General features: G+C 64.0%; 23 protein-coding genes. 4 read left to right on the top strand and 19 right to left on the bottom strand.

From position 1 onward, the window contains the following. Positions 1-451 precede the first annotated feature (451 nt). From bamB to ndk, 7 genes are all read right to left on the bottom strand, one after another. Complete coding sequence (bamB, locus tag BUS12_RS23605) at positions 452-1,597, bottom strand: outer membrane protein assembly factor BamB (RefSeq protein ID WP_074299802.1); 1,146 nt, start codon at positions 1,595-1,597, stop codon at positions 452-454. 60 nt (positions 1,598-1,657) lie between these two features. After that, positions 1,658-2,287, bottom strand: coding sequence for a tetratricopeptide repeat protein (locus BUS12_RS23610; protein WP_074299804.1), 630 nt, complete (start codon positions 2,285-2,287; stop codon positions 1,658-1,660). Between the two features lie 66 nt (positions 2,288-2,353). Then, the gene (hisS, locus tag BUS12_RS23615) at positions 2,354-3,694 is read right to left on the bottom strand and encodes a histidine--tRNA ligase (RefSeq protein ID WP_074299805.1); all 1,341 of its coding nucleotides are present in this window, start codon (positions 3,692-3,694) and stop codon (positions 2,354-2,356) included. A gap of 20 nt (positions 3,695-3,714) precedes the next feature. Further along, positions 3,715-5,043, bottom strand: coding sequence for a flavodoxin-dependent (E)-4-hydroxy-3-methylbut-2-enyl-diphosphate synthase (ispG, locus tag BUS12_RS23620; RefSeq protein WP_074299807.1), 1,329 nt, complete (start codon positions 5,041-5,043; stop codon positions 3,715-3,717). 84 nt (positions 5,044-5,127) lie between these two features. Continuing rightward, the gene (locus BUS12_RS23625) at positions 5,128-6,282 is read right to left on the bottom strand and encodes a helix-turn-helix domain-containing protein (RefSeq protein WP_074299809.1); all 1,155 of its coding nucleotides are present in this window, start codon (positions 6,280-6,282) and stop codon (positions 5,128-5,130) included. 207 nt (positions 6,283-6,489) lie between these two features. Beyond that, positions 6,490-7,641: a dual-specificity RNA methyltransferase RlmN gene (rlmN, locus tag BUS12_RS23630; protein ID WP_074301668.1), complete on the bottom strand. Its 1,152-nt coding sequence runs from the start codon at positions 7,639-7,641 to the stop codon at positions 6,490-6,492. 111 nt (positions 7,642-7,752) lie between these two features. Next, complete coding sequence (gene ndk, locus BUS12_RS23635) at positions 7,753-8,178, bottom strand: nucleoside-diphosphate kinase (protein ID WP_074299811.1); 426 nt, start codon at positions 8,176-8,178, stop codon at positions 7,753-7,755. A 273-nt stretch (positions 8,179-8,451) separates the two neighbouring features. Between ndk and BUS12_RS23640 the strand changes: the two genes are divergently transcribed. After that, positions 8,452-9,150 (top strand): Bax inhibitor-1/YccA family protein, encoded by a 699-nt coding sequence (locus tag BUS12_RS23640; protein WP_074299813.1) that lies wholly within the window; start codon positions 8,452-8,454, stop codon positions 9,148-9,150. Between the two features lie 189 nt (positions 9,151-9,339). Here the strand turns inward: BUS12_RS23640 and BUS12_RS23645 are convergent, their stop codons facing one another. The 10 genes from BUS12_RS23645 to BUS12_RS23690 all read right to left on the bottom strand — a co-directional run bounded on the left by BUS12_RS23645 (position 9,340) and on the right by BUS12_RS23690 (position 18,605). Continuing rightward, a complete protein-coding gene (locus BUS12_RS23645; protein ID WP_074299815.1) occupies positions 9,340-10,113 on the bottom strand; it encodes an MBL fold metallo-hydrolase in 774 nt (257 codons plus the stop codon). Between the two features lie 8 nt (positions 10,114-10,121). Beyond that, positions 10,122-11,258 (bottom strand): outer membrane protein assembly factor BamC, encoded by a 1,137-nt coding sequence (gene bamC / locus BUS12_RS23650; protein WP_074299817.1) that lies wholly within the window; start codon positions 11,256-11,258, stop codon positions 10,122-10,124. Positions 11,259-11,369: 111 nt separating this feature from the next. Further along, positions 11,370-12,290 carry a 4-hydroxy-tetrahydrodipicolinate synthase gene (gene dapA, locus BUS12_RS23655; protein ID WP_074299819.1) on the bottom strand — a complete coding sequence of 307 codons (921 nt, stop codon included), beginning with the start codon at positions 12,288-12,290 and terminating at the stop codon, positions 11,370-11,372. Positions 12,291-12,332: 42 nt separating this feature from the next. After that, positions 12,333-12,962, bottom strand: coding sequence for a class I SAM-dependent methyltransferase (locus BUS12_RS23660; RefSeq protein WP_074299821.1), 630 nt, complete (start codon positions 12,960-12,962; stop codon positions 12,333-12,335). A 58-nt stretch (positions 12,963-13,020) separates the two neighbouring features. Further along, a complete protein-coding gene (locus tag BUS12_RS23665) occupies positions 13,021-14,223 on the bottom strand; it encodes a tryptophan--tRNA ligase (protein WP_074299823.1) in 1,203 nt (400 codons plus the stop codon). Positions 14,224-14,227: 4 nt separating this feature from the next. Beyond that, positions 14,228-14,893 (bottom strand): site-2 protease family protein, encoded by a 666-nt coding sequence (locus BUS12_RS23670; RefSeq protein ID WP_074299825.1) that lies wholly within the window; start codon positions 14,891-14,893, stop codon positions 14,228-14,230. Positions 14,894-14,979: 86 nt separating this feature from the next. After that, on the bottom strand, positions 14,980-15,615 hold the full coding sequence (locus BUS12_RS23675) for an L-threonylcarbamoyladenylate synthase (RefSeq protein ID WP_074299827.1): 636 nt from the start codon (positions 15,613-15,615) through the stop codon (positions 14,980-14,982). A 118-nt stretch (positions 15,616-15,733) separates the two neighbouring features. Then, positions 15,734-16,564 carry a 3',5'-nucleoside bisphosphate phosphatase gene (locus tag BUS12_RS23680; RefSeq protein WP_074299829.1) on the bottom strand — a complete coding sequence of 277 codons (831 nt, stop codon included), beginning with the start codon at positions 16,562-16,564 and terminating at the stop codon, positions 15,734-15,736. Positions 16,565-16,670: 106 nt separating this feature from the next. Continuing rightward, the gene (locus tag BUS12_RS23685) at positions 16,671-17,555 is read right to left on the bottom strand and encodes an alpha/beta fold hydrolase (protein WP_074299831.1); all 885 of its coding nucleotides are present in this window, start codon (positions 17,553-17,555) and stop codon (positions 16,671-16,673) included. Positions 17,556-17,708: 153 nt separating this feature from the next. Beyond that, positions 17,709-18,605: a ferritin-like domain-containing protein gene (locus BUS12_RS23690; protein ID WP_083640585.1), complete on the bottom strand. Its 897-nt coding sequence runs from the start codon at positions 18,603-18,605 to the stop codon at positions 17,709-17,711. A 205-nt stretch (positions 18,606-18,810) separates the two neighbouring features. Here BUS12_RS23690 and BUS12_RS23695 point away from each other — a divergent pair, with 205 nt between their 5' ends. From BUS12_RS23695 to BUS12_RS23705, 3 genes are all read left to right on the top strand, one after another. Beyond that, positions 18,811-19,335, top strand: a complete 525-nt coding sequence (locus BUS12_RS23695) for a gamma carbonic anhydrase family protein (protein WP_074299835.1) — start codon at positions 18,811-18,813, stop codon at positions 19,333-19,335. A gap of 50 nt (positions 19,336-19,385) precedes the next feature. Beyond that, a complete protein-coding gene (gene hslO, locus BUS12_RS23700) occupies positions 19,386-20,336 on the top strand; it encodes an Hsp33 family molecular chaperone HslO (RefSeq protein ID WP_074299837.1) in 951 nt (316 codons plus the stop codon). 113 nt (positions 20,337-20,449) lie between these two features. Beyond that, a complete protein-coding gene (locus BUS12_RS23705; protein WP_074299840.1) occupies positions 20,450-20,836 on the top strand; it encodes a hypothetical protein in 387 nt (128 codons plus the stop codon). Positions 20,837-20,877: 41 nt separating this feature from the next. On the opposite strand, the gene ftsB is transcribed toward BUS12_RS23705, so the two are convergent. Both ftsB and eno read right to left on the bottom strand, forming a co-directional pair. After that, complete coding sequence (gene ftsB, locus BUS12_RS23710) at positions 20,878-21,324, bottom strand: cell division protein FtsB (protein ID WP_074299842.1); 447 nt, start codon at positions 21,322-21,324, stop codon at positions 20,878-20,880. A 126-nt stretch (positions 21,325-21,450) separates the two neighbouring features. Then, positions 21,451-22,734: a phosphopyruvate hydratase gene (eno, locus tag BUS12_RS23715; RefSeq protein WP_074299844.1), complete on the bottom strand. Its 1,284-nt coding sequence runs from the start codon at positions 22,732-22,734 to the stop codon at positions 21,451-21,453. Between the last annotated feature and the right edge of the window lie 139 nt (positions 22,735-22,873).

Raw genomic sequence — 22,873 nt, forward strand, 5'->3', positions numbered from 1 at the left:
CGGTGAAACGCGAGGTCGAAATCGACCACCCCGCGCACGACGCCATGCGGCCGCGTCGCGGCTGCGTTTGACGCAAATTATCACGAATTCGGCCGGCCCCGGATGTGCGGCATCTATGCTCATCCAGGCGGACGTTGGGTTGGCTGTATGGGTGGCGCAACGATGCGCCGCCGGGTTGCAGGTTGCGGACGCGCTTCGCTCCCGCCTCTGCGGCAAGCGTGTGCCGCCGCAACGAACCAGGCAGACGGTGACGCGGACCGTCGTGGGTTCAACTGCCGGACCAGCCAGGCCGGCAATCCATGTTGTGTTTCTTCTACTTGACGATGGCCCGGCACCCGGTGGATCGGGCCGCTCGGGCACTGCAACACCCCCTGCGGAGCGCTGCGGCAAAAACGCGCGCGGCCGGCTAAGCCGGCCTGCGCGTCCTGCAGCGTAAGCCTCTGCGCCGCGCTTAGCGCGGACGGAAGCCGTACAGATCGCCGTCGTGCGTCTGCACCACCAGCGTTTCACCCGCCAGTACCGGCGCCGCGGTAATCGCGCTGCCGTCGGTCGGCATCCGCGCGACGAACGTGCCGTCGTCACGCGACAGGAAATGCACAAAGCCCTGGTAATCGCCCAACACAGCAGCGTGACCCAGCAGGAACGGCACGCTGACTTCGCGATTCTTCAGCTTGTCGTTGGTCCACAGCGCGTTGCCGTTGGTCGCGTCGAACGCGTTCACCACCGACCAGTCGTCGCCGCCCACCACCGTGTTTTCATCCTGAGCCAGACCCGTCGTGCTCGAGAACGCCTTCTCCCACAGCGGACGGCCCGAGTTCGCATCGAAGCAGCCAAGCTGCCCCTGGAAGGTCACCGCGCAGGTCTCGGCGCCGACCAGCGTCGGCGGGCCGGTCACGTCATTGATCCGCTCGACTTCGGTCACGCCCTTCGGATACGACACAGGGGTTTCCCAGAAGCTGTCGCCGGTCTGCACGTTGATCGCCGCGAAGCTGCCGCCCGGGAAGCCGGCCAGCACCGCCGCCGCGCCCGCGAACGTCATGCCCGACGACACGCGCAGATTCAGCGGCACCGCGCGATTGCGGTACACCCACTTCTGCTCGCCGGTTTGCGCGTTGAAGGCGGTAATCTGACCGTCGACCGTGCGCACGATCACGTAGCCGTTACCCACCAGCGGCGGCGAAATGATTTCGCCAGGCGCCGTGTTCTTCCACAGCACCTTGCCGTCCTCACCGAGTACGTAGACCTCGCCCTTGAGGCCGCCGACCGCGGTCAGCGTGCCGTCGCTACCGACGCCGGCGGACAGGTCGCTGCCGACCTTGATGCGCCAGATGTCCTTGCCGGTCTGCGCGTCGATCTTCGCGACCGAGCCGTTCGCGCCCGCGGCGTACACCACATTGCCCACCGCCACCGGCGAGAACAGGTAACGCCCTGCCTTACCGACGCTGGACTTCCAGGCCTGCTGCACGTTCAGCACGGGTTTGAACTCGGTGAGCGGCGTCGGCACGCGGCGCTCGTCCTTCGTGGATGAGCAAGCCGTCAGCACCAGGACGGTCATCGCACAGGCAACGGGCACAGCGTAGCGTTTCAGCAGATTCATCGGTTGACGTTGCATTTAGGGAGATTAATCAAATGGGACGGGTCGGGCGTCGTGCGACGCTCAACCGCCCAGCGCGTCCAGCTTGAACTGGATCAACTGGCGCGTGGATGTATCGGTCTTCGACAGCGAATCGAGCGCGAGCTGATAGGCCGCACGTGCATCGGCACGCTTGCCTTCGGCTGCGAGCAGATCGCCGCGGCCGTTTGCCACTACGCCCTTGAAAGCATCGGATTGCGGCTCGGCCAGCAGCGCGAGACCCTGGTCGTAAGCCTTGTCGTCGAGCAGCAGCGAGGCAAGACGCACCTTCGCGATCTGCTTGAATTCGTCGTCCTTGGCGTGATCGATCGCCCATTGCAACTGGGTCTTCGCACCGGCTTCGTCGCCGGCCGCGTAGAGCGCCTTCGCTGCAAGCAACGCCGTCATCTGCGCATACGCGGTGCCGCCGAACTTGTCTTCCATGTCGCCGGCGACGCGGGCCACCATGGCCTTGTCGTTGCCGTTCACCGACTGCTGCACCTGGTCGAACAGCACGGCGGCTTCTGCCGCCTGGTGCCGCTGCCAGTAATTCCAGCCGTTCCAGCCCGCGGACGCGAGCAGCGCCACCAGCACGATCCACGTCGTGGAATTGCCCCACTGGGCCCACCAGGCCTTCAGACCTTCAATTGATTCTTGTTCGTCGTGGTAACTCATCGCCAGGCGATTCCTTCTCTTTTATTACCTTGTATGGGTCGAACCGCATGGTCGACGCCCGTGCAATCAGTCGTCGCCGTCTTCGGCGGATGCAACCATCGCATTGATTAGAAATTCGGTCAAGTCTTCGGCCGGCACGTTCTGTTGCTCGTTCTTACCACCGTTCTGGCTGGTGTCGCGCAGCGGCTTCACGCCGACCGTACCGTTGGCGATCTCGTCTTCGCCGAGGATCACCGCAAAGGCCGCGCCGCTTGCATCGGCCCGCTTCATCTGCGACTTGAAGCTCGCCGTCTGGCCGTCGGCGCTGCAATGCAGGATCACGTCAAGACCGGTATCGCGCAGACGCTCGCCAATGATGAAGGCCTGCTCGCGCGCCGCGTCGCCCTGGTGAACCAGGTAGACGTCGCAACCTTCCTCTTCCGGCACGAGGTTCTCTTCCTTCAGCAGTTCGAGGATGCGCTCGACACCCATCGCCCAGCCGCACGCCGCCGTCGGCTTGCCGCCCAGTTGCTCGATCAGCGGGTCGTAACGGCCGCCGGCCGCCACCGTGCCTTGCGCGCCAAGCTTGTCCGTCACCCATTCGAACACAGTCTGATTGTAATAATCGAGACCGCGCACGAGACGCGGATTGATCTTGAACGGCAGGTTGTTCGCCTTCAACAGACGCTGCAATCCCTCGAAATGCGCACGCGATGCCTCGCCCAGGAAATCGATCAGCTTCGGCGCGTTCTGCGCGATCTCCTGCAGTGCCGGGTTCTTCGTATCCAGCACGCGCAGCGGGTTCGTGTAGAGACGGCGCTTCGCGTCTTCGTCGAGCACGTCCATGTGCTTTTCCAGATACGCGATCAGTTCGACCCGGTGCGCCGCGCGTTCTTCCACGAGACCCAGCGAATTGATCTCGAGGCGAATTCCGGTCAAGCCGAGGTCGTCCCACAAACGCTGACACATCATGATGATTTCAGCGTCGGCGTCCGGCCCGGCAAAACCCAGCGCCTCGACACCTACCTGATGGAACTGGCGATAACGGCCGCGCTGCGGGCGCTCGTGACGGAACATCGGACCGATGTACCACAGGCGCTTTGGACCGTCGTACAGCATGTTGTGTTCAATCGAAGCGCGCACCACGGCAGCGGTGTTCTCCGGACGCATGGTCAGGTTTTCGCCGTTCAGCGCGTCGGTAAAGCTGTACATCTCCTTCTCGACGATGTCCGTTACTTCGCCGATACCGCGCGTGAACAGTTGCGTATGCTCGACGATCGGCGTGCGAATGTTCTGGTATCCGTAAGAACGGAGCATCGACTTGACGGTCGCTTCGAAAAACTCCCACAGCCCTGCTTCCTGCGGGAGGATGTCGTTCATGCCCTTCACACCGGACAATTTCTCGAGCTTTTTCTTCTGTTCAGTCATCTGTGTTCGCTTGATACTTCTCAGTTGAGCGCGCTCGCGCGGCCATAAGTGCGCTCGACGTAGTCGCTCACGATTTGCTGGAATTCTTCGGCGATATGCTCACCGCGCAGCGTCTTGACCTTCTCGCCGTCGATGAACACCGGCGCGGCCGGATTCTCGCCGGAACCCGGCAGGCTGATGCCGATGTTGGCCTGCTTCGATTCGCCCGGACCGTTGACGATGCAGCCCATCACGGCGACGTGCATTTTCTCGACGCCGGGATACTGGTCGCGCCACACCGGCATCTGCGTGCGCAGATAGGTCTGGATCTGCGATGCGAGTTCCTGGAACAGCGTGCTGGTGGTGCGGCCGCAACCCGGACAGGCGATCACCATCGGGGTGAACGAACGCAGACCCATGGTCTGCAGGATTTCCTGACCGACGATCACTTCGCCGGTACGCGGGCCACCCGGCTCCGGCGTGAGCGAGATGCGAATCGTGTCGCCGATGCCCTGTTGCAGCAACACCGAGAGCGCCGCCGTCGACGCCACGATGCCCTTCGAACCCATGCCCGCCTCGGTCAGCCCGAGGTGCAGCGCGAATTCGCAGCGGCGCGCGAGTTCGCGGTACACGGCGATCAGGTCCTGCACGCCGCTCACCTTGCACGACAGGATGATCTTGTCGCGGCCGAGGCCCAGTTCCACCGCCCGTTCGGCCGAGCCGATCGCCGACTGGATCAGCGCTTCGTACATCACGCTCTGCGCTTCCCACGGCGTGGAACGTGCGGCGTTTTCGTCCATCATCTTCGCGAGCAGATCCTGGTCGAGACTGCCCCAGTTGACGCCGATACGCACCGGCTTGTCGTACTGGATCGCGGCTTCGATCATCTGGGCGAACTGCGTATCGCGCTTGGCGCCATGGCCGACGTTGCCCGGGTTGATCCGGTACTTCGACAGCGCTTCCGCGCACGCGGGGTAGTCGCGCAGCAGCAGGTGGCCGTTGTAGTGAAAATCGCCCACGAGCGGCACCGACACGCCCATGCGGTCGAGCTGGTCGCGCACCGCCGGCACGGCCGCCGCGGCCTCCGGCGTGTTGACGGTGATACGCACCAGTTCCGAACCCGCCTGGGCGAGTTCCTTGACCTGGATGGCCGTACCGATCGCATCCGCGGTATCGGTGTTGGTCATCGACTGCACGCGCACCGGCGCGTCGCCGCCGATCGTCACCAGGTTGCCTCCCCAACGGACGTCCACGGCGTGCGAAACACGACGCGGGGCCTGGCCGCCGAAAACCGGCTCGTTCGAACAAATCTGACTGGCAGACTGAATGCTGGATTGGGATTGAGCTTCGGAGTGCATCGAAAAACCCATTTACGCCGCATGCGCCGCGCTACGCGCATGCCGCACGAATTGAAAAAGCGCCGCGCCCCGCCTGGGGCCGCGACGCATACCGTATCAAGGCAGCGTCAAACGCGCCACATTGCCCTTGGCGGACGAATACTTCGCCGGGTCGACCGGTTGGCCGTCGAGCGTCATCGATTCGAGTCCAGCCTTGTTGCCCACCGTGACCTTGAAAGGACCGACGCCGGACACTTCCTTGCTGTCGCCTGCATGCACGAGGCCGGAGAACACTTCCTTGCCGTCGCTCTGGCGCACGCTGAACCAGCTATCCTGCGTGACGCGCACCGCCACGATCGACTCGCCCGCCGCAGCCTCGGTTGCGGCCGACGCACCGTTGGCCGTCGTCGCCACGATCGGCGCACTGGCAGCCTTCATCGCGGCTGTCTGCGCCGTTGTTTGCGCATTTGCTTGCGCAGTTGCCTGAGACGCTGCCTTCGGCGCAGCCACGACCGGCGCTGCCGAACTCGCCACATCGGCCGTCGGCAACGGAGCCGGCAGTTGTGCAGCCGATGCGGCGTTATCCGTCGCCGCCTGCCCTTCATCCGGCGCCGATGCGGCAGGTGCCGCTTCATCCGCCACGGCTTCGGAGCCGCCCGTCTGTCCCTGCGCCACCGCGCCCGACGCGCCGCTCGCGTTGCCCGCAGCGCCATTGGCGCTTGCCCGCAAACGCGCCAGCCACGCCGACGAATCGCCGCCGTTGGTATGCCACATGCCCAACGCGATCACCGCGACGATCACCGCAGCGATCCCCCACAGCCACGACCGATGCTTCTGACCACCGCTGCCGCCCAGCGACAACGACACACGTCCGCGCGGCAGGTCCTTGCCCGACGAAGCCGGCATCGACAGATCCGGTTCCGGCACGCCTTTTTCGCGACGCATGGCCTGGGTAAACGGCGCCGGATCGGCGCCGAGCATCTTGGCATAGCTGCGCACCACGCCGAGCGCAAAGGTCGTGTCCGGCAACTGGCTGATGTCGCCCGCCTCGAGCGCACGCAGCTTGGCCGACGACACCTTCAGCCGGGCCGACACGTCGTCGATCGACCAGTTTTTCGATTCGCGGAGTTGCGTCAGTCGCGCCCCCACCGCCATCAGCGAGTCCAACCCCGCCTGCACAGCAGGCTGCACCACAGCCCGTGCGGCTGCCGGCGCCGGATGGCCTGCGTGGGTCCCTGTGTCCTGCGGGTGCGGGTGCTGCGGCTCACTCATCCCAAATCCTTTCGCGTCGATTCTTTTTCACGTGCGAACCACTGAGGCGACATGCCTCGAGTCGGTTACGCAGACCGTTTATAACAAAATGTGCGGCCTCGTGTGCCGCTTCCGATCGCTTCTGCAAACTTTCTTTTCAATACCGTGCTGCACGGCAGGTTTTTTTGCGCTTCGCCACTTCGCGACCCACACTCCCCGCCACCGTGCTCACACTGCGCGGACCTCGATGACCTTGGCCGCCTTACCCGTGCGCTCAGCCAGACGGGTGCGGTCCTTGACCGCCCCGGCGAGCTGACCGCAAGCCGCGTCGATGTCGTCGCCGCGCGTCTTGCGCACGGTAGTGACGACGCCCGCGTCCATCAACACCTGCGCAAACCGCTTGATCTGCTCGTTCTTCGAGCGGATCAGCCCCGATTCCGGGAACGGATTGAACGGAATCAGGTTGAATTTGCACGGCACGTCGCGCGTCACGGCGAGCAGTTCGCGCGCCTGCGCCTCGCTGTCGTTGACGCCGTCGAGCATGCAGTATTCAAACGTAATGAAATCGCGCGGCGCGACTTTCAGATAGCGCTGGCACGCCGCCATCAATTCGCGCAGCGGATACTTCTTGTTGAGCGGCACCAGCATGTCGCGCAACGGATCCGTCGGCGCATGCAGCGACACCGCGAGCGCCACCGGCAGATCCGCGCCGAGCCGGTCCATCATCGGCACTACGCCCGAGGTGGAGAGCGTGACGCGCCGGCGCGACAGGCCGTACGCGTTGTCGTCGAGCATCAGGCGCATGGCCGGCACGACTGCGTCGTAATTCAGGAGCGGCTCGCCCATGCCCATCATCACGACGTTCGTGACGACCCGCTCGCCCTTGCCTTCGCCTCCCACTGCCCGGCCGCCCGCCACGCCAAGCGAGGCGCGCAGCGCAAATTCGGCCATGCGCAGCTGGCCGATGATTTCGCCGGTGGTGAGATTGCGTGAGAAACCTTGTTTGCCGGTGGAACAGAACCGGCAGTTGACCGCGCACCCCGCCTGCGACGACACGCACAGCGTGCCCCGCGTTTCTTCCGGGATAAAGACGGTTTCAACCGCGTTGCTGTTGCCGACGTCGATCAGCCACTTGCGTGTGCCGTCGGTAGAGATGTGATCGCTGACGATGCCGGGCATCGTCATGGTTGCACGACCCTTCAACTTTTCGCGCAACGACTTCGCCAGATCGGTCATGCCGTCGAAGTCTGCAGCGTTGTACTGGTGAATCCAGCGCTGCAATTGCTTGGCGCGAAACGGCTTCTCGCCCAGGCTGTCGCAATAGGCGACGAGCCCCTGGGCGTCGAGATCGAGAAGGTTGACGGTTGGACTGCTCGTCATATCGAATCCTGCCATTTCAGTGCGAGACTTTCGTTCATGCAACAAGCTGCATGAACGCTTGTGCCGTTCGCGCCCGTTCCTGCTGCTTTACCTTACTACTTCGCCGAGCGATTAGCGCGAGTAAACGTTGACTTCCGGGAAGAAGAACGCGATCTCGACCTTGGCGGTTTCCGGCGCGTCCGAACCGTGCACGGCGTTCGCGTCGATGCTGTCTGCGAAGTCAGCGCGGATCGTGCCCTTTTCGGCCTTCTTCGGATCCGTTGCGCCCATCAGGTCGCGATGCTTCAGGATAGCGTTTTCGCCTTCGAGCGCTTGCACGATCACCGGACCGGAAATCATGAAGTCGACGAGGTCCTTGAAGAACGGACGTGCGGCGTGCACAGCGTAGAACTTCTCTGCGTCAGCGCGCGACAGATGGACCATGCGAGCTGCGATGATCTTCAGGCCAGCGTTTTCGAAACGGCTGTAGATCTGACCGATCACGTTCTTGGCCACTGCGTCCGGCTTGATAATCGACAGGGTGCGTTCGATCGCCATAAAAACTCCAGAAAATTAAGAGGTTACAGATTCAAATGAATCCGCTATTGTAGCATGTTCCCATGTATGATTGCGATTGAACCCTTACGGCATTGAAAGACTCCAACGATGGGTCTGTATTTGTCTGTAACAGGGCGCCGCCAGGGATTGAAACTCCTTAAGCTAGCTCTAATCTTAGGGTTGTACGGTACAGATCAAGCGACTGGCGGCGAACTTGCTGGCCGGCGCTGCATAAACCACGGCGAGTGACTGCGCCTGACGCAAGGAGAAACCATGAACGACCATCCCTATAGCTTCGGCCGCAACGGTGCGGTCAGCACGGCCGAAACCCGCAACCGCGTGCTACGCAACGTCTACTGGCTGCTGGCGCTGTCCATGGTGCCGACGGTGCTGGGCGCCTGGGTAGGCGTCGCGACGGGCTTCTCGCTGTTCGCGGCCACCAGCCCGGCCATGAGCATGCTGGCGTTCTTCGCCATCGCCTTCGGCTTCATGTTCGCCATCCAGCGCACCAAAGACAGCGCGGTCGGCGTGTTCGTGCTGCTCGGCTTCACGTTCTTCATGGGCCTGATGCTCTCGCGCATGCTGAGCTTCATCCTCGGCTTTTCGAACGGTCCGTCGCTGATCATGATGGCGTTCGGTGGCACGGGTGTGATCTTCGCCGCGATGGCGACCATCGCGACGGTCAGCAAGCGTGACTTCTCGGGCCTCGGCAAGTGGCTGTTCATGGGCGTGATCGTGCTGATCCTCGCCTCGGTCGCCAACATCTTCCTGCATCTGCCCGCGCTGATGCTGACGGTGTCGGTGCTGGCCATCGTGATCTTCTCGGCCTACATGCTGTTCGACGTGCAGCGCGTCGTGAACGGCGGCGAGACGAACTACATCACCGCCACGCTGGCCATCTATCTCGACCTGTATAACGTGTTCGTGAACCTGCTGGCGATCCTCGGCATCTTCGGCGGCAACCGCAACTAAGATTGCCCGCTGACGGCGCGGGCCCGCGTGTACAACGGCCCGCAGATCCGAAGCGGTATTGGCGGTAACAAGCGGTAATCGCTTCACCGCAAGCATTAAAAAACGCCCATGACAGCTTTGTTGTCGTGGGCGTTTTCTTTTGCTCTCGCGGCGGACGCCGCGCGCTCCGGTCAGAAGACGGCAGCTTCCTCAGAGGCTCAGCCAGTCGAAGCCCTCATCCTGCGAAGCCACCACAACCTCGGTGGCCGCTGTCCCCAGCACGCCGGCCATCGCCGCCCGCGCGAGTTCCGGCGAATTGTTCTGCTGGCTCAGATGCGCCGCAACCAGATGACGCAAGCGCGAGCGATCGAGCGAGGCGAGGATTTCCGCGGCCGCTTCGTTGTTCAGGTGACCATGATTGCCGCCGATACGCGCCTTCAGCGATTGCGGGTAACGGCTCGCCGCCAGCATCCGCACGTCGTGATTGCATTCGAGCACCAGCGCGTCGCAGCCGCTCAGCACGGCGCTGATGTGCGGCGTGGAGGTGCCGACGTCGGTCAGCACGCCGAGGCGCCCTGCACCATCCGACAGCACATACTGCAAGGGCTCGCGTGCATCGTGAGGAACGGTGTAGGGCAACACGCTGACGTCGCCAATGGCGACCGCCTCGTCACCCCAAAGCACATGCAGGTCGACATCGGCCTCGTCGGCGCCCACCGCGCGCGCGGTGCCCCAACTCATGTACAGAGGAATCGACCACTTGCGCGCCAGCGTCAAGGCGCTGCCGATGTGGTCGCTGTGTTCGTGGGTGATGAGAATGGCGTCGAGAGCCTCGACGCCCGAGCCGAGACGCGCCAGACGGCGCTCGACTTCCTTCGCCGAGAAGCCGCAGTCGAGCAATACGCGCGTGGCGGTCGCGCCGCTTTGCACTTCAACGAGCAAAGCATTGCCTTCACTGCCGCTTCCCAGGCTGGCGAACCTCACGGTCCGCCTTAGTTCAGTTGCGCGTGCAACAGCGAAACGATGTGCTGCGCATCCGACGAGGTATCCACCTGTCCGTTGGCGTCGACCACCGCCACCTGGGTCAGCGTGTCACCCTTCGGACGCACGTTCACGAGGAACTCCTGCGCCGGCTTCTTCGAGTTGCCGCTGTAGAACAGCTTGCCCAACAGGCCTTCCTTCTTCAGCTCCTGCATCGAATCCGCGTAACGCACGTAGTAGATGCCCTTCTCGCGATCGCGGTTGTCGACGGCGAAGTTGGTGCGGTCGAGCGCGAGGCCCACACGCAGCCAGGCGCGGTCGAACGACTCCTGCAGGTCGAGCGTGGCGGCGCCGCCGGCCACATCGACCGTGACCGGTGCCGTTGCCGGACGGGCGTCGGTGATCAGTTGCTTCGACTGCGCGTCGGTCAGGCCGAACTTCTGCATCAGCTTGTCAAGGAACAGGGCTTCCAGCGCCGGATCGCGCGGACGCTCCACCCAGCGCGACGAGGTCTTGTCCTGACCGGTCAGCATTTCTTCCATCGCGCTATGCGTGATGGAAATGTCGGTGGCCTCGTTCGGGCCGCGCGAGACCAAGGTGCGGAAACTGTCGCGGGTGCCCGACGAATAGGCGAAATCGACTACCTTGCCGATGGTGCGGCGGAACCAGTCGTCCGGAATATTGGCGCGGTTCTCGGCCCAGTCGGTCGTCATGATGCCGGTGGCCGGCGCATCGGTCTTCAGGGCAAAGCCGTTTTCCTGCCAGAATTCCTGCAACTGCGGCCACAACTGTTCGGGCGTGCGGCCGTCGACCACCAGCCAGCGATGATCGCCGTCGCGTTCGATGTGCATGCCGAGCGGATCTTGCGCATTCGGCACGCCTTCGGTCGCGTTGCCGGCAGCCGTCACCGCGCGCGTCGGCGCGCCGCCAAGGGCCAGGTTGGCCGGCGGCGCCACGTATTTCTCCTGGGTCTGCGTGGTCTGCAGGTCGCTAGGGACGTTCAGTGGCGGCGCAATGCTCGTGGCCTTGTAATTGACGCGATCGGAGGCAAACCAGTCGTTCAGCGTGTCACAGCCGGCGAGCGTCACCAGGGCAAGCGCCAGCGCCGCCATGCGGGTTGCGTGGAGGGGAAGTGCGGAACGTTTCATGAGGTCCTTCGTGAAGCTGGAACGCGGTGCCTGGTTCAATGCCGGGAACGCGGGCGATATCGACGTCGGTTAAGGAAATGCCGGTGACGGGCTGCTCAGTGCCGAAACCACTCAGCCAAGCAGACCCGCTTCGCGCAGCGCCGCACGCACCACTTCGTGGTAGCGCGCATCGAGCGGGGTGAGCGGCAGGCGAATACCGCCTTGCACGCGCCCCAGTTGCTGCAATGCCCACTTCGCGGGAATCGGGTTCGATTCGATGAAGAGGTTTTTATGCAGCGACAGGAGTTTCAGGTGAATCTCACGCGCGGTTTTCGCGTCGGCCGCCAACGCGGCCTTGCACAACTCGCTCATATCGCGCGGCGCAACGTTCGCGGTCACCGAAATATTGCCGTGGCCACCCAGCAGCATCAAGGCGATTGCAGTCGGATCGTCGCCGCTGTAAATGCCGAAGTGCGCCGGTGCCGATTTGATCAGGTGCGCCGCGCGATCAATATTGCCCGTCGCTTCCTTCACGCCCACGATGCCCGGCACCTGCGCGCAACGCAGGATCGTTTCGTTGGACATATCCGCGACCGTACGGCCAGGGACGTTATACAGGATCACCGGCAGGTCGACCGTTTCCGCGATCTTGGCGAAATGGCGGTAGATGCCTTCCTGGGTCGGCTTGTTGTAGTACGGCACCACTTGCAGGGTCGCATCCGCGCCCACGGCCTTGGCCTGCTGGGTCAGCTCGATCGCCTCGGTGGTGGAGTTGCCGCCCGAACCGGCGATCACCGGAATCCGGCCCGCCGTGTGTTCGACGGCGGTCTTGACCATCAGCACATGTTCTTCCACCGACAGCGTAGCCGATTCGCCGCTCGTGCCGACCACGACGAGTGCGTTCGTGCCCTCTTCGATATGCCAGTCGATCAGTTTGCGGAACGCCGGCAGGTCGAGGCTGCCGTCTTCGAGCATCGGGGTGATGATGGCAGGAATGCTGCCGCGAATCTGAGGACCGTCGCCGAGGTTGCCGCTGTGAGTGCCGTTAGCCATGAAACGCCATGAATTTAATCAGTAAACCGCGATTGTAGCGGATTAGCCAGCCAGTTCGTAACAAGGCGGGGGTAGGCCCTGGGTGTCGCCCTGCCTGTCAGCCTGTGTGCCGTCGAAGGCTGGCTCCGCCTCCAGAACTGCGCAGATCCGCTGGACGTAAGCCGGACGCGGCTGCGCGAGAAAACCATCTTGAAACGCGACCACCCGCAAGCGCGGACGGACAACGTCGAGCAACTCGCCCGGCCTCAACAGGAAGGCCGGATTGGACGGCTTGCCGACGCTCTGGTTGCCGTGCGCGAAGGTCTCGTAAATCAGCGCACCGCCGGGCGCAAGCGCCGCAAGCAGGTGTGGAAACAACGGGCGATGCAGGTAGTTCGTCACCACCACCGCAGCGAATTTCGCGCTGTCAGGCAGCGGCCAGGACGCGCCTTCGAGGTCGGCTGCGAGCGTCGTAATCAGCGGCTCGTCGCGCATGGCGGCGAGCGCTGCCGCATCGCGATCGAGCGCGCTGACCGGATGACCGCGGCCAGCGAACCAGCGCGCGTGCCGCCCTGCCCCCGACGCGACATCGAGCACGGCGCCGCCGGGCGCCACGAGGTGCGTCCAGTGACGCACCCAGCGCGACGGCTCGCCGAGCGGCGCGTGAGAAACGGTGATAGCGGGTTCGCTCATGACCTGCAAAAAGCGCTGCGCGCAGTAGGTGCCAGACGCCTCGAGGACGTCAACAACCTCAATTGTACGAGAGGCCCATTGCCTCACGCACATCGCGCATCGTTTCGGTGGCGAACTTGCGAGCCTTGTCGCAGCCGTCGGCGGCGATGGCGCGCAGCAGCGACGGGTCGTCCATGTACTTCTGGGCGCGCTCGAGCATCGGCTGCTGCTCGCGCAGGATGCCTTCGATCACCGGCTGCTTGCAGTCCAGACAGCCAATCCCGGCTGAACGGCAGCCCTTTTGCACCCACTCGTGGGTGGTTTCGTCCGTGTAGACCTGGTGCAGTTGCCACACCGGGCACTTGTCCGGATCGCCCGGGTCGGTGCGGCGCACGCGCGCCGGGTCGGTGGGCATGGTGCGGACTTTCTTCGCGATGGTCTCGGCGTCTTCGCGCAGACCGATCGTGTTGCCGTAAGACTTCGACATTTTCTGCCCGTCGAGGCCCGGCATGCGCGACGCTTCCGTCAGCATGGCTTGCGGTTCGACGAGAATGATCTTGCGCGAGCCTTCGAGGTAGCCGAAAAGACGCTCACGATCGTTCAGCGACAGGCTTTGCGACTCCTGCAGCATCGCACGCGCCTGTTCGAGGGCTTCGTCGTCGCCTTCCTGCTGATAGGCGTTACGCAGCTCGTGATAGAGCTTCGAGCGCTTGCCGCCCAGCTTCTTCGCCGCTTCGTTGGCCTTCTCTTCGAAGCCCGGTTCGCGGCCGTACAGGTAGTTGAAGCGGCGCGCGATTTCACGCGTCATTTCGACGTGCGGCACCTGGTCTTCGCCGACCGGCACGAGCGAGCCGCGATACAGCAGAATGTCCGCCGCCATCAGCACCGGGTAGCCGAGGAAGCCGTAGGTGGACAGGTCCTTGTCCTTCAGCTTTTCCATCTGCTCCTTGTAGGTCGGCACGCGTTCGAGCCAGCCGAGCGGCGTGCTCATGCCGAGCAGCAAGGCCAGTTCGGCATGCTCGGGCACCTTGCTCTGGATGAACAGCGTGGCCTGGGCCGGATCGATACCCGAGGCGAGCCAGTCGATCAGCACTTCCCAGACGTTCTTTTCGATGACTTCGGGCGTTTCGTAGTGCGTCGTGAGCGCGTGCCAGTCGACCACGCAGAAAAAGCACGGATATTCGGACTGCAGCCGGACCCAGTTTTTCAGCACACCGTGATAGTGGCCGAGGTGCAGGGAGCCGGTAGGCCGCATGCCGGAGAAAATACGGTCAGGGAACATGGTTTTATTGAAAGAGCGAAGCGATAGGGGTCAGGATGGCGGTCACGGCGTCGTAGCCCAGGCTGACCAGCGGTCTCAGCCAGAAGCGGGTCAGGAGGCCGCTCACCACCAGCGCCATCACGATGAAGAAACCATACGGCTCGAGGCGCGCCAGCGCAATGGCCGGGCGCGGCGGCAGCAGCGCGGTCAGGACACGACCGCCGTCGAGCGGTGGCAGCGGAAACAGGTTGATCACGCCCAGCACCAGATTGACGCCGACACCGGCCGCCGCCATGCGCGTGAAAAACGGTTCGTCGACGCCGGCCACGCCGAGCGCCACGGCGAACACGCCCCACACCAGCGCCTGCACGAAATTGCACAGCGGCCCGGCCAGCGCGACCCACAGGCTGCCCCAGCGCGGATTGCGCAGATTGCCGAACGCCACCGGCACCGGCTTGGCGTAACCGAACATGAACGCCCCGCTGGTGGCGAAGTACAGCAGGAGCGGAATCGCGATGGTCCCGAGCGGGTCGATGTGACGCATCGGGTTGAATGAAACGCGGCCGAGTGCGTAAGCGGTGTTGTCGCCCAACAGGCGCGCGACGTAGCCGTGGGCGGCTTCGTGCAGCGTAATGGCGAAAATCACCGGCAAGGCGTAGACCGCGACGGTCTGTATCAGGGAGGAGTCCATAGCCGGCTATTGTAACAACGCCATGGCGTGCGTCTGTCCGCTTTCGCTCATGCAGGCAATCGTGCGGCAGGCGACGGTGCGATCGCTCATGCCGGCTGTTCGAGGCCAAAGGGCGCCAGGCTGCCGCGCCCTGCCCGCACCAGCACCGGTTCCGCCCCGGTCAGATCGACGATGGTGGACGGCTCGCATGGGCACGGGCCACCGTCGATCACCAGATCGAGCTGTTTCTCGAGGCGCGCGCGGATCTCCTCGGCATCGTTCAGCGGCTGGGTCTCGCCCGGCATGATCAGGGTCGTGCCGAGCAGCGGCTGGCCGAGTTCTTCAAGAATCGCCAGCGTGATCGCGTGATCCGGCACCCGCAGCCCGATGGTCTTGCGCGACGGATGCGACAGCCGCCGCGGCACTTCTTTGGTGGCTTCGAGCACGAACACGTATGGCCCCGGCGTGACCGATCTGATCAAGCGGTATTGGCGGTTATCCACCATCGCGAAATTGGCGAGCTCCGACAGGTCGCGGACCAGCAGCGACAGCAACTGACGCTCGTCGAGACCGCGAATCCGCCGTAGGCGCTCCACGGCGGTCTTGTCGTCGAGGTGGCAGGCGAGCGCGTAGCTCGAATCGGTCGGCAAGGCAACCACGCCGCCGTCGTTGATGATCTGCACTGCCTGTTTGATCAGGCGCGGCTGCGGATTGTCGGGATGGAGCCGAAAGAATTGGGACATGGTAGCTATCGTGAGAATCGGACCGGCCAAAGGCGCTCTGACAGCGCGCTCATCAAAGCCGACACCTCCTGCTTGCGCGGCGCACGCGCAAGGCGTGCCGCCGCAGTACCGCGCACAGTTAAAGCCAGCGTTGCCAGACGGGTGTCAGGTCGGACGGCAACTGCGGCAGACTGCCCAGTTCGACCCGGCCCTCGCCCGCCGCGTGGAAATCGGAGCCGCGCGAGGCTTCGAAACCGAAGCGGCGCGCGACCTCTGCATATTCGCGATATTGGTCCGGCGTATGACTGCCGGTCACGACTTCGATCGCCTTACCGCCGAGATCGATAAACTCGCCGAACAGCGCATCGAATTCGAGCTGGGTGTACTCGTAGCGACCCGGATGCGCGATCACGGCCTCACCGCCGGCCGTCTGGATCCAGCGAACCGCATCGGCCAGTTTCGACCAGCGGTGGGCGATATAGCCCGGCTTGCCGTCGCCGAGGAAGCGCGTGAACGCGTCCTGGGTCGATTTCGCGTAACCGCTGTCCACCATGAAGCGCGCGAAGTGAGTGCGCGACATCATGTCGGGATTGGAGACGTACTTCAGCGCGCCCTCGTAGGCGTTCGGGACGCCCAGCGTGGCGAGTTGCTCGCCGATCGCCTCGGCACGTGCGGCGCGGCCGTTACGGGTGCGCGCAAGGCCGTCTATCAGCGTCTGGTTGGTCGGATCGACATGCAGGCCGACAATGTGCACCGTGCGCGAAGCCCACGTCACCGAAATCTCCACCCCGCTCAGATAGCGCATGCCGAGTTCCTCGGCGACTGCGCGCGCTTCCAGCTGGCCGCCCACTTCGTCGTGGTCGGTGAGCGCCCACAAGGTGACGCCGCCGGCGTGCGCGCGGCGCGCGACGTCGGCGGGGGCAAACTGGCCGTCGGAAACGGTGGAGTGACAGTGGAGGTCGGCGTTCATCTGTGTCTTAAGAAGGTTCTGCGTTCATTTTACTGCAACGCAGTAAGCCCAGCAGACGATTCGATGACGCGCAATCCTTTGCGGGATATTCGGTCAGGTAAAAATATTATGCGCAAAATCCCTCGATCAGCGCAGCAACCTGCTCCGGCTGATCGTGGTGGACCATGTGACCCGCGCCCTCGATGATCTTTTCGCGCCAGTTGGGAAACGCGCTGAAACGCGCCTTGAACTCGTCGAGCGGCACGTCGCCGGCAATCTGTGCGAGGGTCGGCGAGCCGGCGGCCTCGACGTGCAGCACCTTGGCGCGAACGTTAGCCCAGACCGCCATGATTTCGTCGAGGCGATACAGGAGCGGGCTGCGCAGCTTGTGCGCCGGATCCGCCTGCAACATGAAGCCGCCCGCGCCGTCCGGTTTCGACCAGTGCTCGGCCAGAAAGCGTGCGCGCTGCGGCGCGAGGCGCGGGTTGGTCTTCGTCAGACGCGCCGCGACCTCGTCGAGCGAGGCGTACCGCTTCAATTGCGGCGGCTCGCGCAATTCGTCGAGCCAGCTACGCAAACGCTTTGGCGACTGGCTGGCCTTCGCCGCCGCGAGGCCGAAGCCTTCCAGGTCCACCACCCGCCGGACCCGCTCCGGGCGCGCCCCGGCATAGAGGCAAACCACGTTCGCGCCCATGCTGTGCCCCACCAGGTTCACTTCGCCGGACGGCGCGTAGTGGTCGAGCAGCGCGTCGAGATCCGCCACGTAGTCCTGAAACCAGTAGCTGCCGCCGCCGCGCTCCGCCACCGGCCAGTCGGACAGGCCAAAGCCCCGGGCGTCCGGTGCGATCACCTGCCAGTCGCCGCCGAGCGCGTCCACCACGAACTGGAACGACGCCGCGACGTCCATCCAGCCGTGCAGCATGAACAGCGTCGGGGCGCCGGGATTGCCCCAGCGGCGCACGTGCAGACGCACGCCGCGCACGGAGATGAAGTCGGATTCGGGAGTGTTCATGAGCGGGCTGCGCCAGAAAAAAGAATGATCGTTCGATTATAACGAGATAGACGGCGAACGGAAGACGCGGCGCAAGTCAGCGGGAAAGCGCCGGGTGGTCGCCGGGTGGTCAAAAGTAGGTACGGGGGAAGGTACGGCCCGTCGGCGGACCGCTTACTCCGCGGCCGGCGGCCGCTCCTCGAGCCCCGCCAGGGCGGCCAGTTCCGCCTCGTCGAAACCGGCGTCGCGGCGCGCCTCAAAATTGAACGGGCCGCGTAATTTCGGTGCGTGATACTGGTCGGCAAGCTGAACGTAGGTGCTGTGCGGATCGAGACTGCCCTGTTCGCACAGGTGGCGAAACCAGCGGTTGCCGATCAGCACGTGGCCGATCTCGTCGCGCAGGATGACGTCGAGAATCGCCGCCGATTCGTGATCGCCCGCCTGCTGCAGCCGCGCGCGAATCGGCGGCGAGGCATCGAGGCCGCGCGCTTCGAGCGTGCGCGGCACCAGCGCCATGCGCGCCAGAACGTCGCCGCGTGTGCGCTCGCACATATCCCACAGGCCATCGTGGGCGGGAAAATCGCCGTAGGCATGACCGAATTCGGCAAGCCGGGCGACCAGCAGCGAGAAATGGTGGGCCTCTTCGGCCGCCACCTTGAGCCAGTCGGTGTAGAAGGCGGCCGGCATGCCGCCGAAGCGCCAGACGGCGTCAAGGGCGAGATTGATGGCGTTGAACTCGATGTGCGCCAGCGCGTGCAGCAGCACGGCGCGCCCCTCGGGCGATTGCATGCTGCGCCGGCCGAGCTTGCGCGGCTCGACCAGTTCGGGGCGTTCCGGCCGTCCGGGCAGGCCGGGCGGCTCATCGAGCGGCGAGGATGGCGAGCAGGCCGCGTCGCCCTGCAGCACGCTGGCGTACAGCGCCCGCACGGCGTCGGCCTTGGCGAGCGGATCGCACTGACGCAGCGCGCGCAGCGCCTCGGTGCGGGCACAGAAGGGTTCAGACGAAGGTTCAGACAAAGGTTCAGACGATGTGCGAGGCATGTCGGAAGCAGCAGAAACGGCGGAATTCATCGTGGCGGACTGGCAGCGTGGCGAGACAGGAAAGCGGCTGGGAAAGGAGCGGAAACCGGCCGGAGAACGCCCGGCGACTCGCCGAGCGCCGCGGCCCAACCGGCAGCATCAGGCGGGCCCATCCGCACAACCGTTTACAATACGCCATTCGAGCTTACGGCGCGGCCTTTGCACGGCCGTCACGCCCGCACCGACAGGACACACTATGGCAATTTACAAGCTGGGCGATGCAGCCCCTACCATCCACGAGAGCGTGTTCGTCGCGGATACCGCAACCATCATCGGCAAGGTCTCGCTCGAGGAAAATTCGAGCATCTGGTTCGGCGCGGCGATCCGCGGCGACAACGAACTGATTTCGGTCGGCCAGGGCAGCAACGTCCAGGAAGGCGCCGTGCTGCATACCGATCCCGGCTACCCGCTCACCATCGAAGCCAACGTGACGATCGGCCATCAGGCCATGCTGCACGGCTGCACCATCAAGGAAGGCGCGCTCGTCGGAATTCAGGCGGTGGTCTTGAATGGTGCGGTGATCGGCCGCAACTGTCTGGTCGGAGCAGGCGCCGTCGTCACCGAGGGCAAGGTATTTCCTGACAATTCGCTGATTCTGGGCGCGCCGGCCAAGGTTGTGCGCGAACTGACGGAAGCCGACATCGCCGGCATGCGCCGTAACGCGGCCAATTACGCCGAACGGCGCGCATTTTTCAAGGCGCAGCTCGTGCGTATCGGCTAGGCATGCCGCACGCGCAGCACTGAGCTGTGCCATTCGACCGAGGAAAAGTTGTGAACGACCAGTTGCAAAAATTCATGTTCAGCGCAGCGCCGGTGCGCGGCGAGATCGTTTCGCTGCGCAATACGTGGCAAGAAGTGCTGACCCGCCGCGACTATCCGGCGCCGGTGCGCACGATACTCGGCGAAATGATGGCCGCGTGCGCGCTGCTGTCGGCGAACCTGAAGTTCGACGGTACGCTCATCATGCAGATTTTCGGCGACGGTCCGGTCAAGATGCTGGTGGTGCAATGCAGCTCGGATCTCTCGATGCGCGCCACCGCCAAGTTTTCCGGCGAAGCGGACAGCACCATCGGCGACGACACGACGCTCATCGAACTGGTCAACGCCAGCGGCCACGGCCGCTGCGTGATCACGCTCGACCCGCGCGTCAAGCAGCCGGGCCAGCAGCCCTATCAGGGCATCGTGCCGCTGTCGGGCCTCGACGGTCCGCTCAAGTCGATGTCGGAGGTGCTCGAGCATTACATGCACCACTCCGAGCAGCTCGACACGCGCCTGTGGCTCGCGGCCAATACCGAACGCGCCGTCGGCATGCTGCTGCAGAAGCTGCCCGGCGACGGCGGCATCGTCCCGCACCCGGGCGAGCTCGACGTCGACACCTGGGAGCGCGTCTGCACGCTCGGCGGCACGTTGTCGCAGGACGAACTGCTCAAGGAAGAGCCGGAGACCGTCTTCCGGCGCCTGTTCTGGCAAGAAAACGTTCAGCATTTCGAACCGGCGCCGGCGCGCTTCGAATGTAGCTGCTCGCGTGAGAAGGTCGGAGCGATGCTGAAAATGCTCGGCCGCGAAGAGGTGGACAGCGTGATCGAAGAGCGCGGCCACGTCGAGATTCACTGCGAGTTCTGCAACCAGCGCTATGAGTTCGATCCGGTCGATGTGGCGCAACTTTTTGTCGCCAGCGAGCTCTCACAAGGTGTCTCTCCCGCTGCGGACCAGCGGCATTAAGACGGGTCGATCGCGCCGCCTGACAACTGCAAGGCGGCGCGATATCGTGGAACATGGGTGGCGCCCTCTGCTCGCGGTTTGCTTAGGGGTGCGACCGATGGAGGTCAAAAACAATGAACAACCCTACTCCGTTACTGCAAACCCTTCGTGCGTGCGTCGCGCTATCTCTGGTGTCCGGTACGGCGCTGCTGACCGGTTGCGTGATGGACCCGCCGGGTCCGTCGCCGATCTACAGCCGTCTGCCGGCCGACCAGTCCGGCTTGCCCAACGGCACGCGTCCGCTGACTGAAGAAGAACGCCAGCGCTACGACGCCATCGACAAGCAGGTCATGGCCGACCAGAACCAGGCCATCGCGGCCGATAACGCCGCCCAGGCCTGGGCGCGCTACTACACGCCTCCGGTGACGGTCTATGGCGGGTACTACGGCGGCGGCTGGGGCCCCGGCTGGGGTGGTGGCGTGGGCTACGGCTATGCGCCGGGCTGGGGATGGGGCTGGTGATGTGCCACTAAGTGGCGTCGGCGTCATTGAGGCTTGCCGCCTCAATGCGCCGGCTTCTTCTCTTTCGAACTCTTGTCCTTCGCGTCCTTGCCGGCGTGCTTGCGATCCGGCTTCGCCCGCGATTCCGGATTCGGCACCACGCGCACCGGCGCGGCCGAGACCTCGCCACGCGTCGAGGTCGTCACCGAGGCGTTATTCGGCGTCGGCAACGGTGCGTTGGGCGAGACGAACTGCACGAACACCTCGCCGTCCTTCACCATCCCCATCTCGTAGCGCGCGCGCTCTTCCACCGCCGCAGTACCGTTCTGCAGATCCTGCACTTCGCCCGCGATGCGTTCGTTGCGCAGCTTCTCGTCGGCGTTCTTCTGCACCTGCTGCGCCAGTTCGCCTTGCAGTTCATGGACGCGCAGCCAGCCGCCATGCCCCCACCAGAGCGGGTACTGGATCAGCGCCAGCAGTACGATCAGGACAGCAGTGACAAGCCGCATGAAGTAAGCACAATAAATACACGCCGCCCTGCGCTATACGCAGGGCGGCGTGCTGAATCAGAAACGAAAGAGAACCGGCTCAACGGTCAAAACCCGCGCTCAAGCCTGGATGGCTGAGCTTGGCGTTCAACGCAGATTGTAGAACGCCGACTTGCCCGGGTAGCTGGCGATATCGCCCAGGTCCTCTTCAATACGCAGCAACTGGTTGTACTTCGAGATCCGGTCGCTACGCGACAGCGAACCCGTCTTGATCTGGCCGGCGTTCAGGCCCACGGCGATATCGGCAATCGTCGAATCTTCCGTTTCGCCCGAGCGGTGCGAGATCACGGCGGTGTAGCCGGCGCGCTTGGCCATTTCGATCGCGGCGAAGGTCTCCGTCAGCGTACCGATCTGGTTGATCTTGATCAGGATCGAGTTGGCGATGCCCTTGTCGATGCCTTCCTTCAGGATGCGCGTGTTGGTGACGAACAGGTCGTCGCCCACCAGTTGGATCTTCTTGCCGAGCTTGTCGGTCAGGATCTTCCAGCCGGCCCAGTCGCTTTCGTGCATGCCGTCTTCGATCGAGACGATCGGGAACTTGTCGGCCAGATTCGCCAGATAGTCCGCGAATTCCGTCGACGACAGTTGCAGGCCTTCGCCCGCCAACTGGTACTTGCCGTCGTGGTAGAACTCGCTCGCGGCGCAGTCCAGTGCCAGCAGCACGTCTTCACCGGCGCGGTAGCCGGCTTTCTCGATGGCTTGCAGAATCGTGGACAGGCATTCGTCGTTGCTGCCGAAGTTCGGTGCGAAACCGCCTTCGTCGCCCACCGCCGTGCTCATGCCGCGGTCGCTCAGGATCTTCTTCAGCGCGTGGAACACTTCGGCGCCGCAGCGCAGTGCTTCGCGGAAGGTCGGCTGGCTGACCGGCACGATCATGAATTCCTGGATGTCCAGGCTGTTGTTGGCGTGCGCGCCGCCGTTGACGATGTTCATCATCGGCACCGGCAGTTGCATCGCGCCCGAGCCGCCGAAGTAGCGGTACAGCGGCAGGCCGGCTTCTTCGGCGGCAGCCTTGGCGACCGCCATCGACACAGCCAGCATCGCATTGGCGCCGAGGCGCGACTTGTTGTCGGTGCCGTCGAGTTCGAGCAGGGTCTTGTCGAGGAAAGCTTGCTCGGAAGCGTCGAGGCCCATGATCGCTTCGGAGATTTCGGTGTTGATGTGCTCAACAGCCTTCAGCACGCCCTTGCCGCCGTAACGGCCGGCTTCGCCGTCGCGCAGTTCGATCGCTTCGCGCGAACCCGTCGATGCACCCGACGGAACCGCAGCGCGGCCCATCGTGCCCGACTCGAGCAGCACGTCGCATTCGACGGTGGGGTTGCCTCGCGAATCGAGAATCTCTCGACCGATGATATCTACGATAGCACTCATGGTTTCCTCAAGAAATGACGTTGGATTCTTACGGTGAAACGGCGTCTGACGTACGAGGCGCAGCCTCTAAGCAGACACGTTGGACGACCATTGGGTTCAACTCGGGGTGTAAAGCGGATTCAGACGCGCCGCGTCGGCT

It is taken from the genome of Paraburkholderia phenazinium, assembly GCF_900142845.1.
GTDB classification, from domain to species: Bacteria; Pseudomonadota; Gammaproteobacteria; order Burkholderiales; family Burkholderiaceae; genus Paraburkholderia; species Paraburkholderia phenazinium_A.

Bases quoted from the DNA above. Each gene is read 5' to 3' on its own strand.
- bamB (WP_074299802.1), bottom strand. From the start codon at position 1,597: ATGAATCTGCTGAAACGCTACGCTGTGCCCGTTGCCTGTGCGATGACC.
- BUS12_RS23610 (WP_074299804.1), bottom strand. From the start codon at position 2,287: ATGAGTTACCACGACGAACAAGAATCAATTGAAGGTCTGAAGGCCTGG.
- hisS (WP_074299805.1), bottom strand. From the start codon at position 3,694: ATGACTGAACAGAAGAAAAAGCTCGAGAAATTGTCCGGTGTGAAGGGC.
- ispG (WP_074299807.1), bottom strand. From the start codon at position 5,043: ATGGGTTTTTCGATGCACTCCGAAGCTCAATCCCAATCCAGCATTCAG.
- BUS12_RS23625 (WP_074299809.1), bottom strand. From the start codon at position 6,282: ATGAGTGAGCCGCAGCACCCGCACCCGCAGGACACAGGGACCCACGCA.
- rlmN (WP_074301668.1), bottom strand. From the start codon at position 7,641: ATGACGAGCAGTCCAACCGTCAACCTTCTCGATCTCGACGCCCAGGGG.
- ndk (WP_074299811.1), bottom strand. From the start codon at position 8,178: ATGGCGATCGAACGCACCCTGTCGATTATCAAGCCGGACGCAGTGGCC.
- BUS12_RS23640 (WP_074299813.1), top strand. From the start codon at position 8,452: ATGAACGACCATCCCTATAGCTTCGGCCGCAACGGTGCGGTCAGCACG.
- bamC (WP_074299817.1), bottom strand. From the start codon at position 11,258: ATGAAACGTTCCGCACTTCCCCTCCACGCAACCCGCATGGCGGCGCTG.
- dapA (WP_074299819.1), bottom strand. From the start codon at position 12,290: ATGGCTAACGGCACTCACAGCGGCAACCTCGGCGACGGTCCTCAGATT.
- BUS12_RS23660 (WP_074299821.1), bottom strand. From the start codon at position 12,962: ATGAGCGAACCCGCTATCACCGTTTCTCACGCGCCGCTCGGCGAGCCG.
- BUS12_RS23665 (WP_074299823.1), bottom strand. From the start codon at position 14,223: ATGTTCCCTGACCGTATTTTCTCCGGCATGCGGCCTACCGGCTCCCTG.
- BUS12_RS23670 (WP_074299825.1), bottom strand. From the start codon at position 14,893: ATGGACTCCTCCCTGATACAGACCGTCGCGGTCTACGCCTTGCCGGTG.
- BUS12_RS23675 (WP_074299827.1), bottom strand. From the start codon at position 15,615: ATGTCCCAATTCTTTCGGCTCCATCCCGACAATCCGCAGCCGCGCCTG.
- BUS12_RS23680 (WP_074299829.1), bottom strand. From the start codon at position 16,564: ATGAACGCCGACCTCCACTGTCACTCCACCGTTTCCGACGGCCAGTTT.
- BUS12_RS23685 (WP_074299831.1), bottom strand. From the start codon at position 17,555: ATGAACACTCCCGAATCCGACTTCATCTCCGTGCGCGGCGTGCGTCTG.
- BUS12_RS23690 (WP_083640585.1), bottom strand. From the start codon at position 18,605: ATGAATTCCGCCGTTTCTGCTGCTTCCGACATGCCTCGCACATCGTCT.
- BUS12_RS23695 (WP_074299835.1), top strand. From the start codon at position 18,811: ATGGCAATTTACAAGCTGGGCGATGCAGCCCCTACCATCCACGAGAGC.
- BUS12_RS23705 (WP_074299840.1), top strand. From the start codon at position 20,450: ATGAACAACCCTACTCCGTTACTGCAAACCCTTCGTGCGTGCGTCGCG.
- ftsB (WP_074299842.1), bottom strand. From the start codon at position 21,324: ATGCGGCTTGTCACTGCTGTCCTGATCGTACTGCTGGCGCTGATCCAG.
- eno (WP_074299844.1), bottom strand. From the start codon at position 22,734: ATGAGTGCTATCGTAGATATCATCGGTCGAGAGATTCTCGATTCGCGA.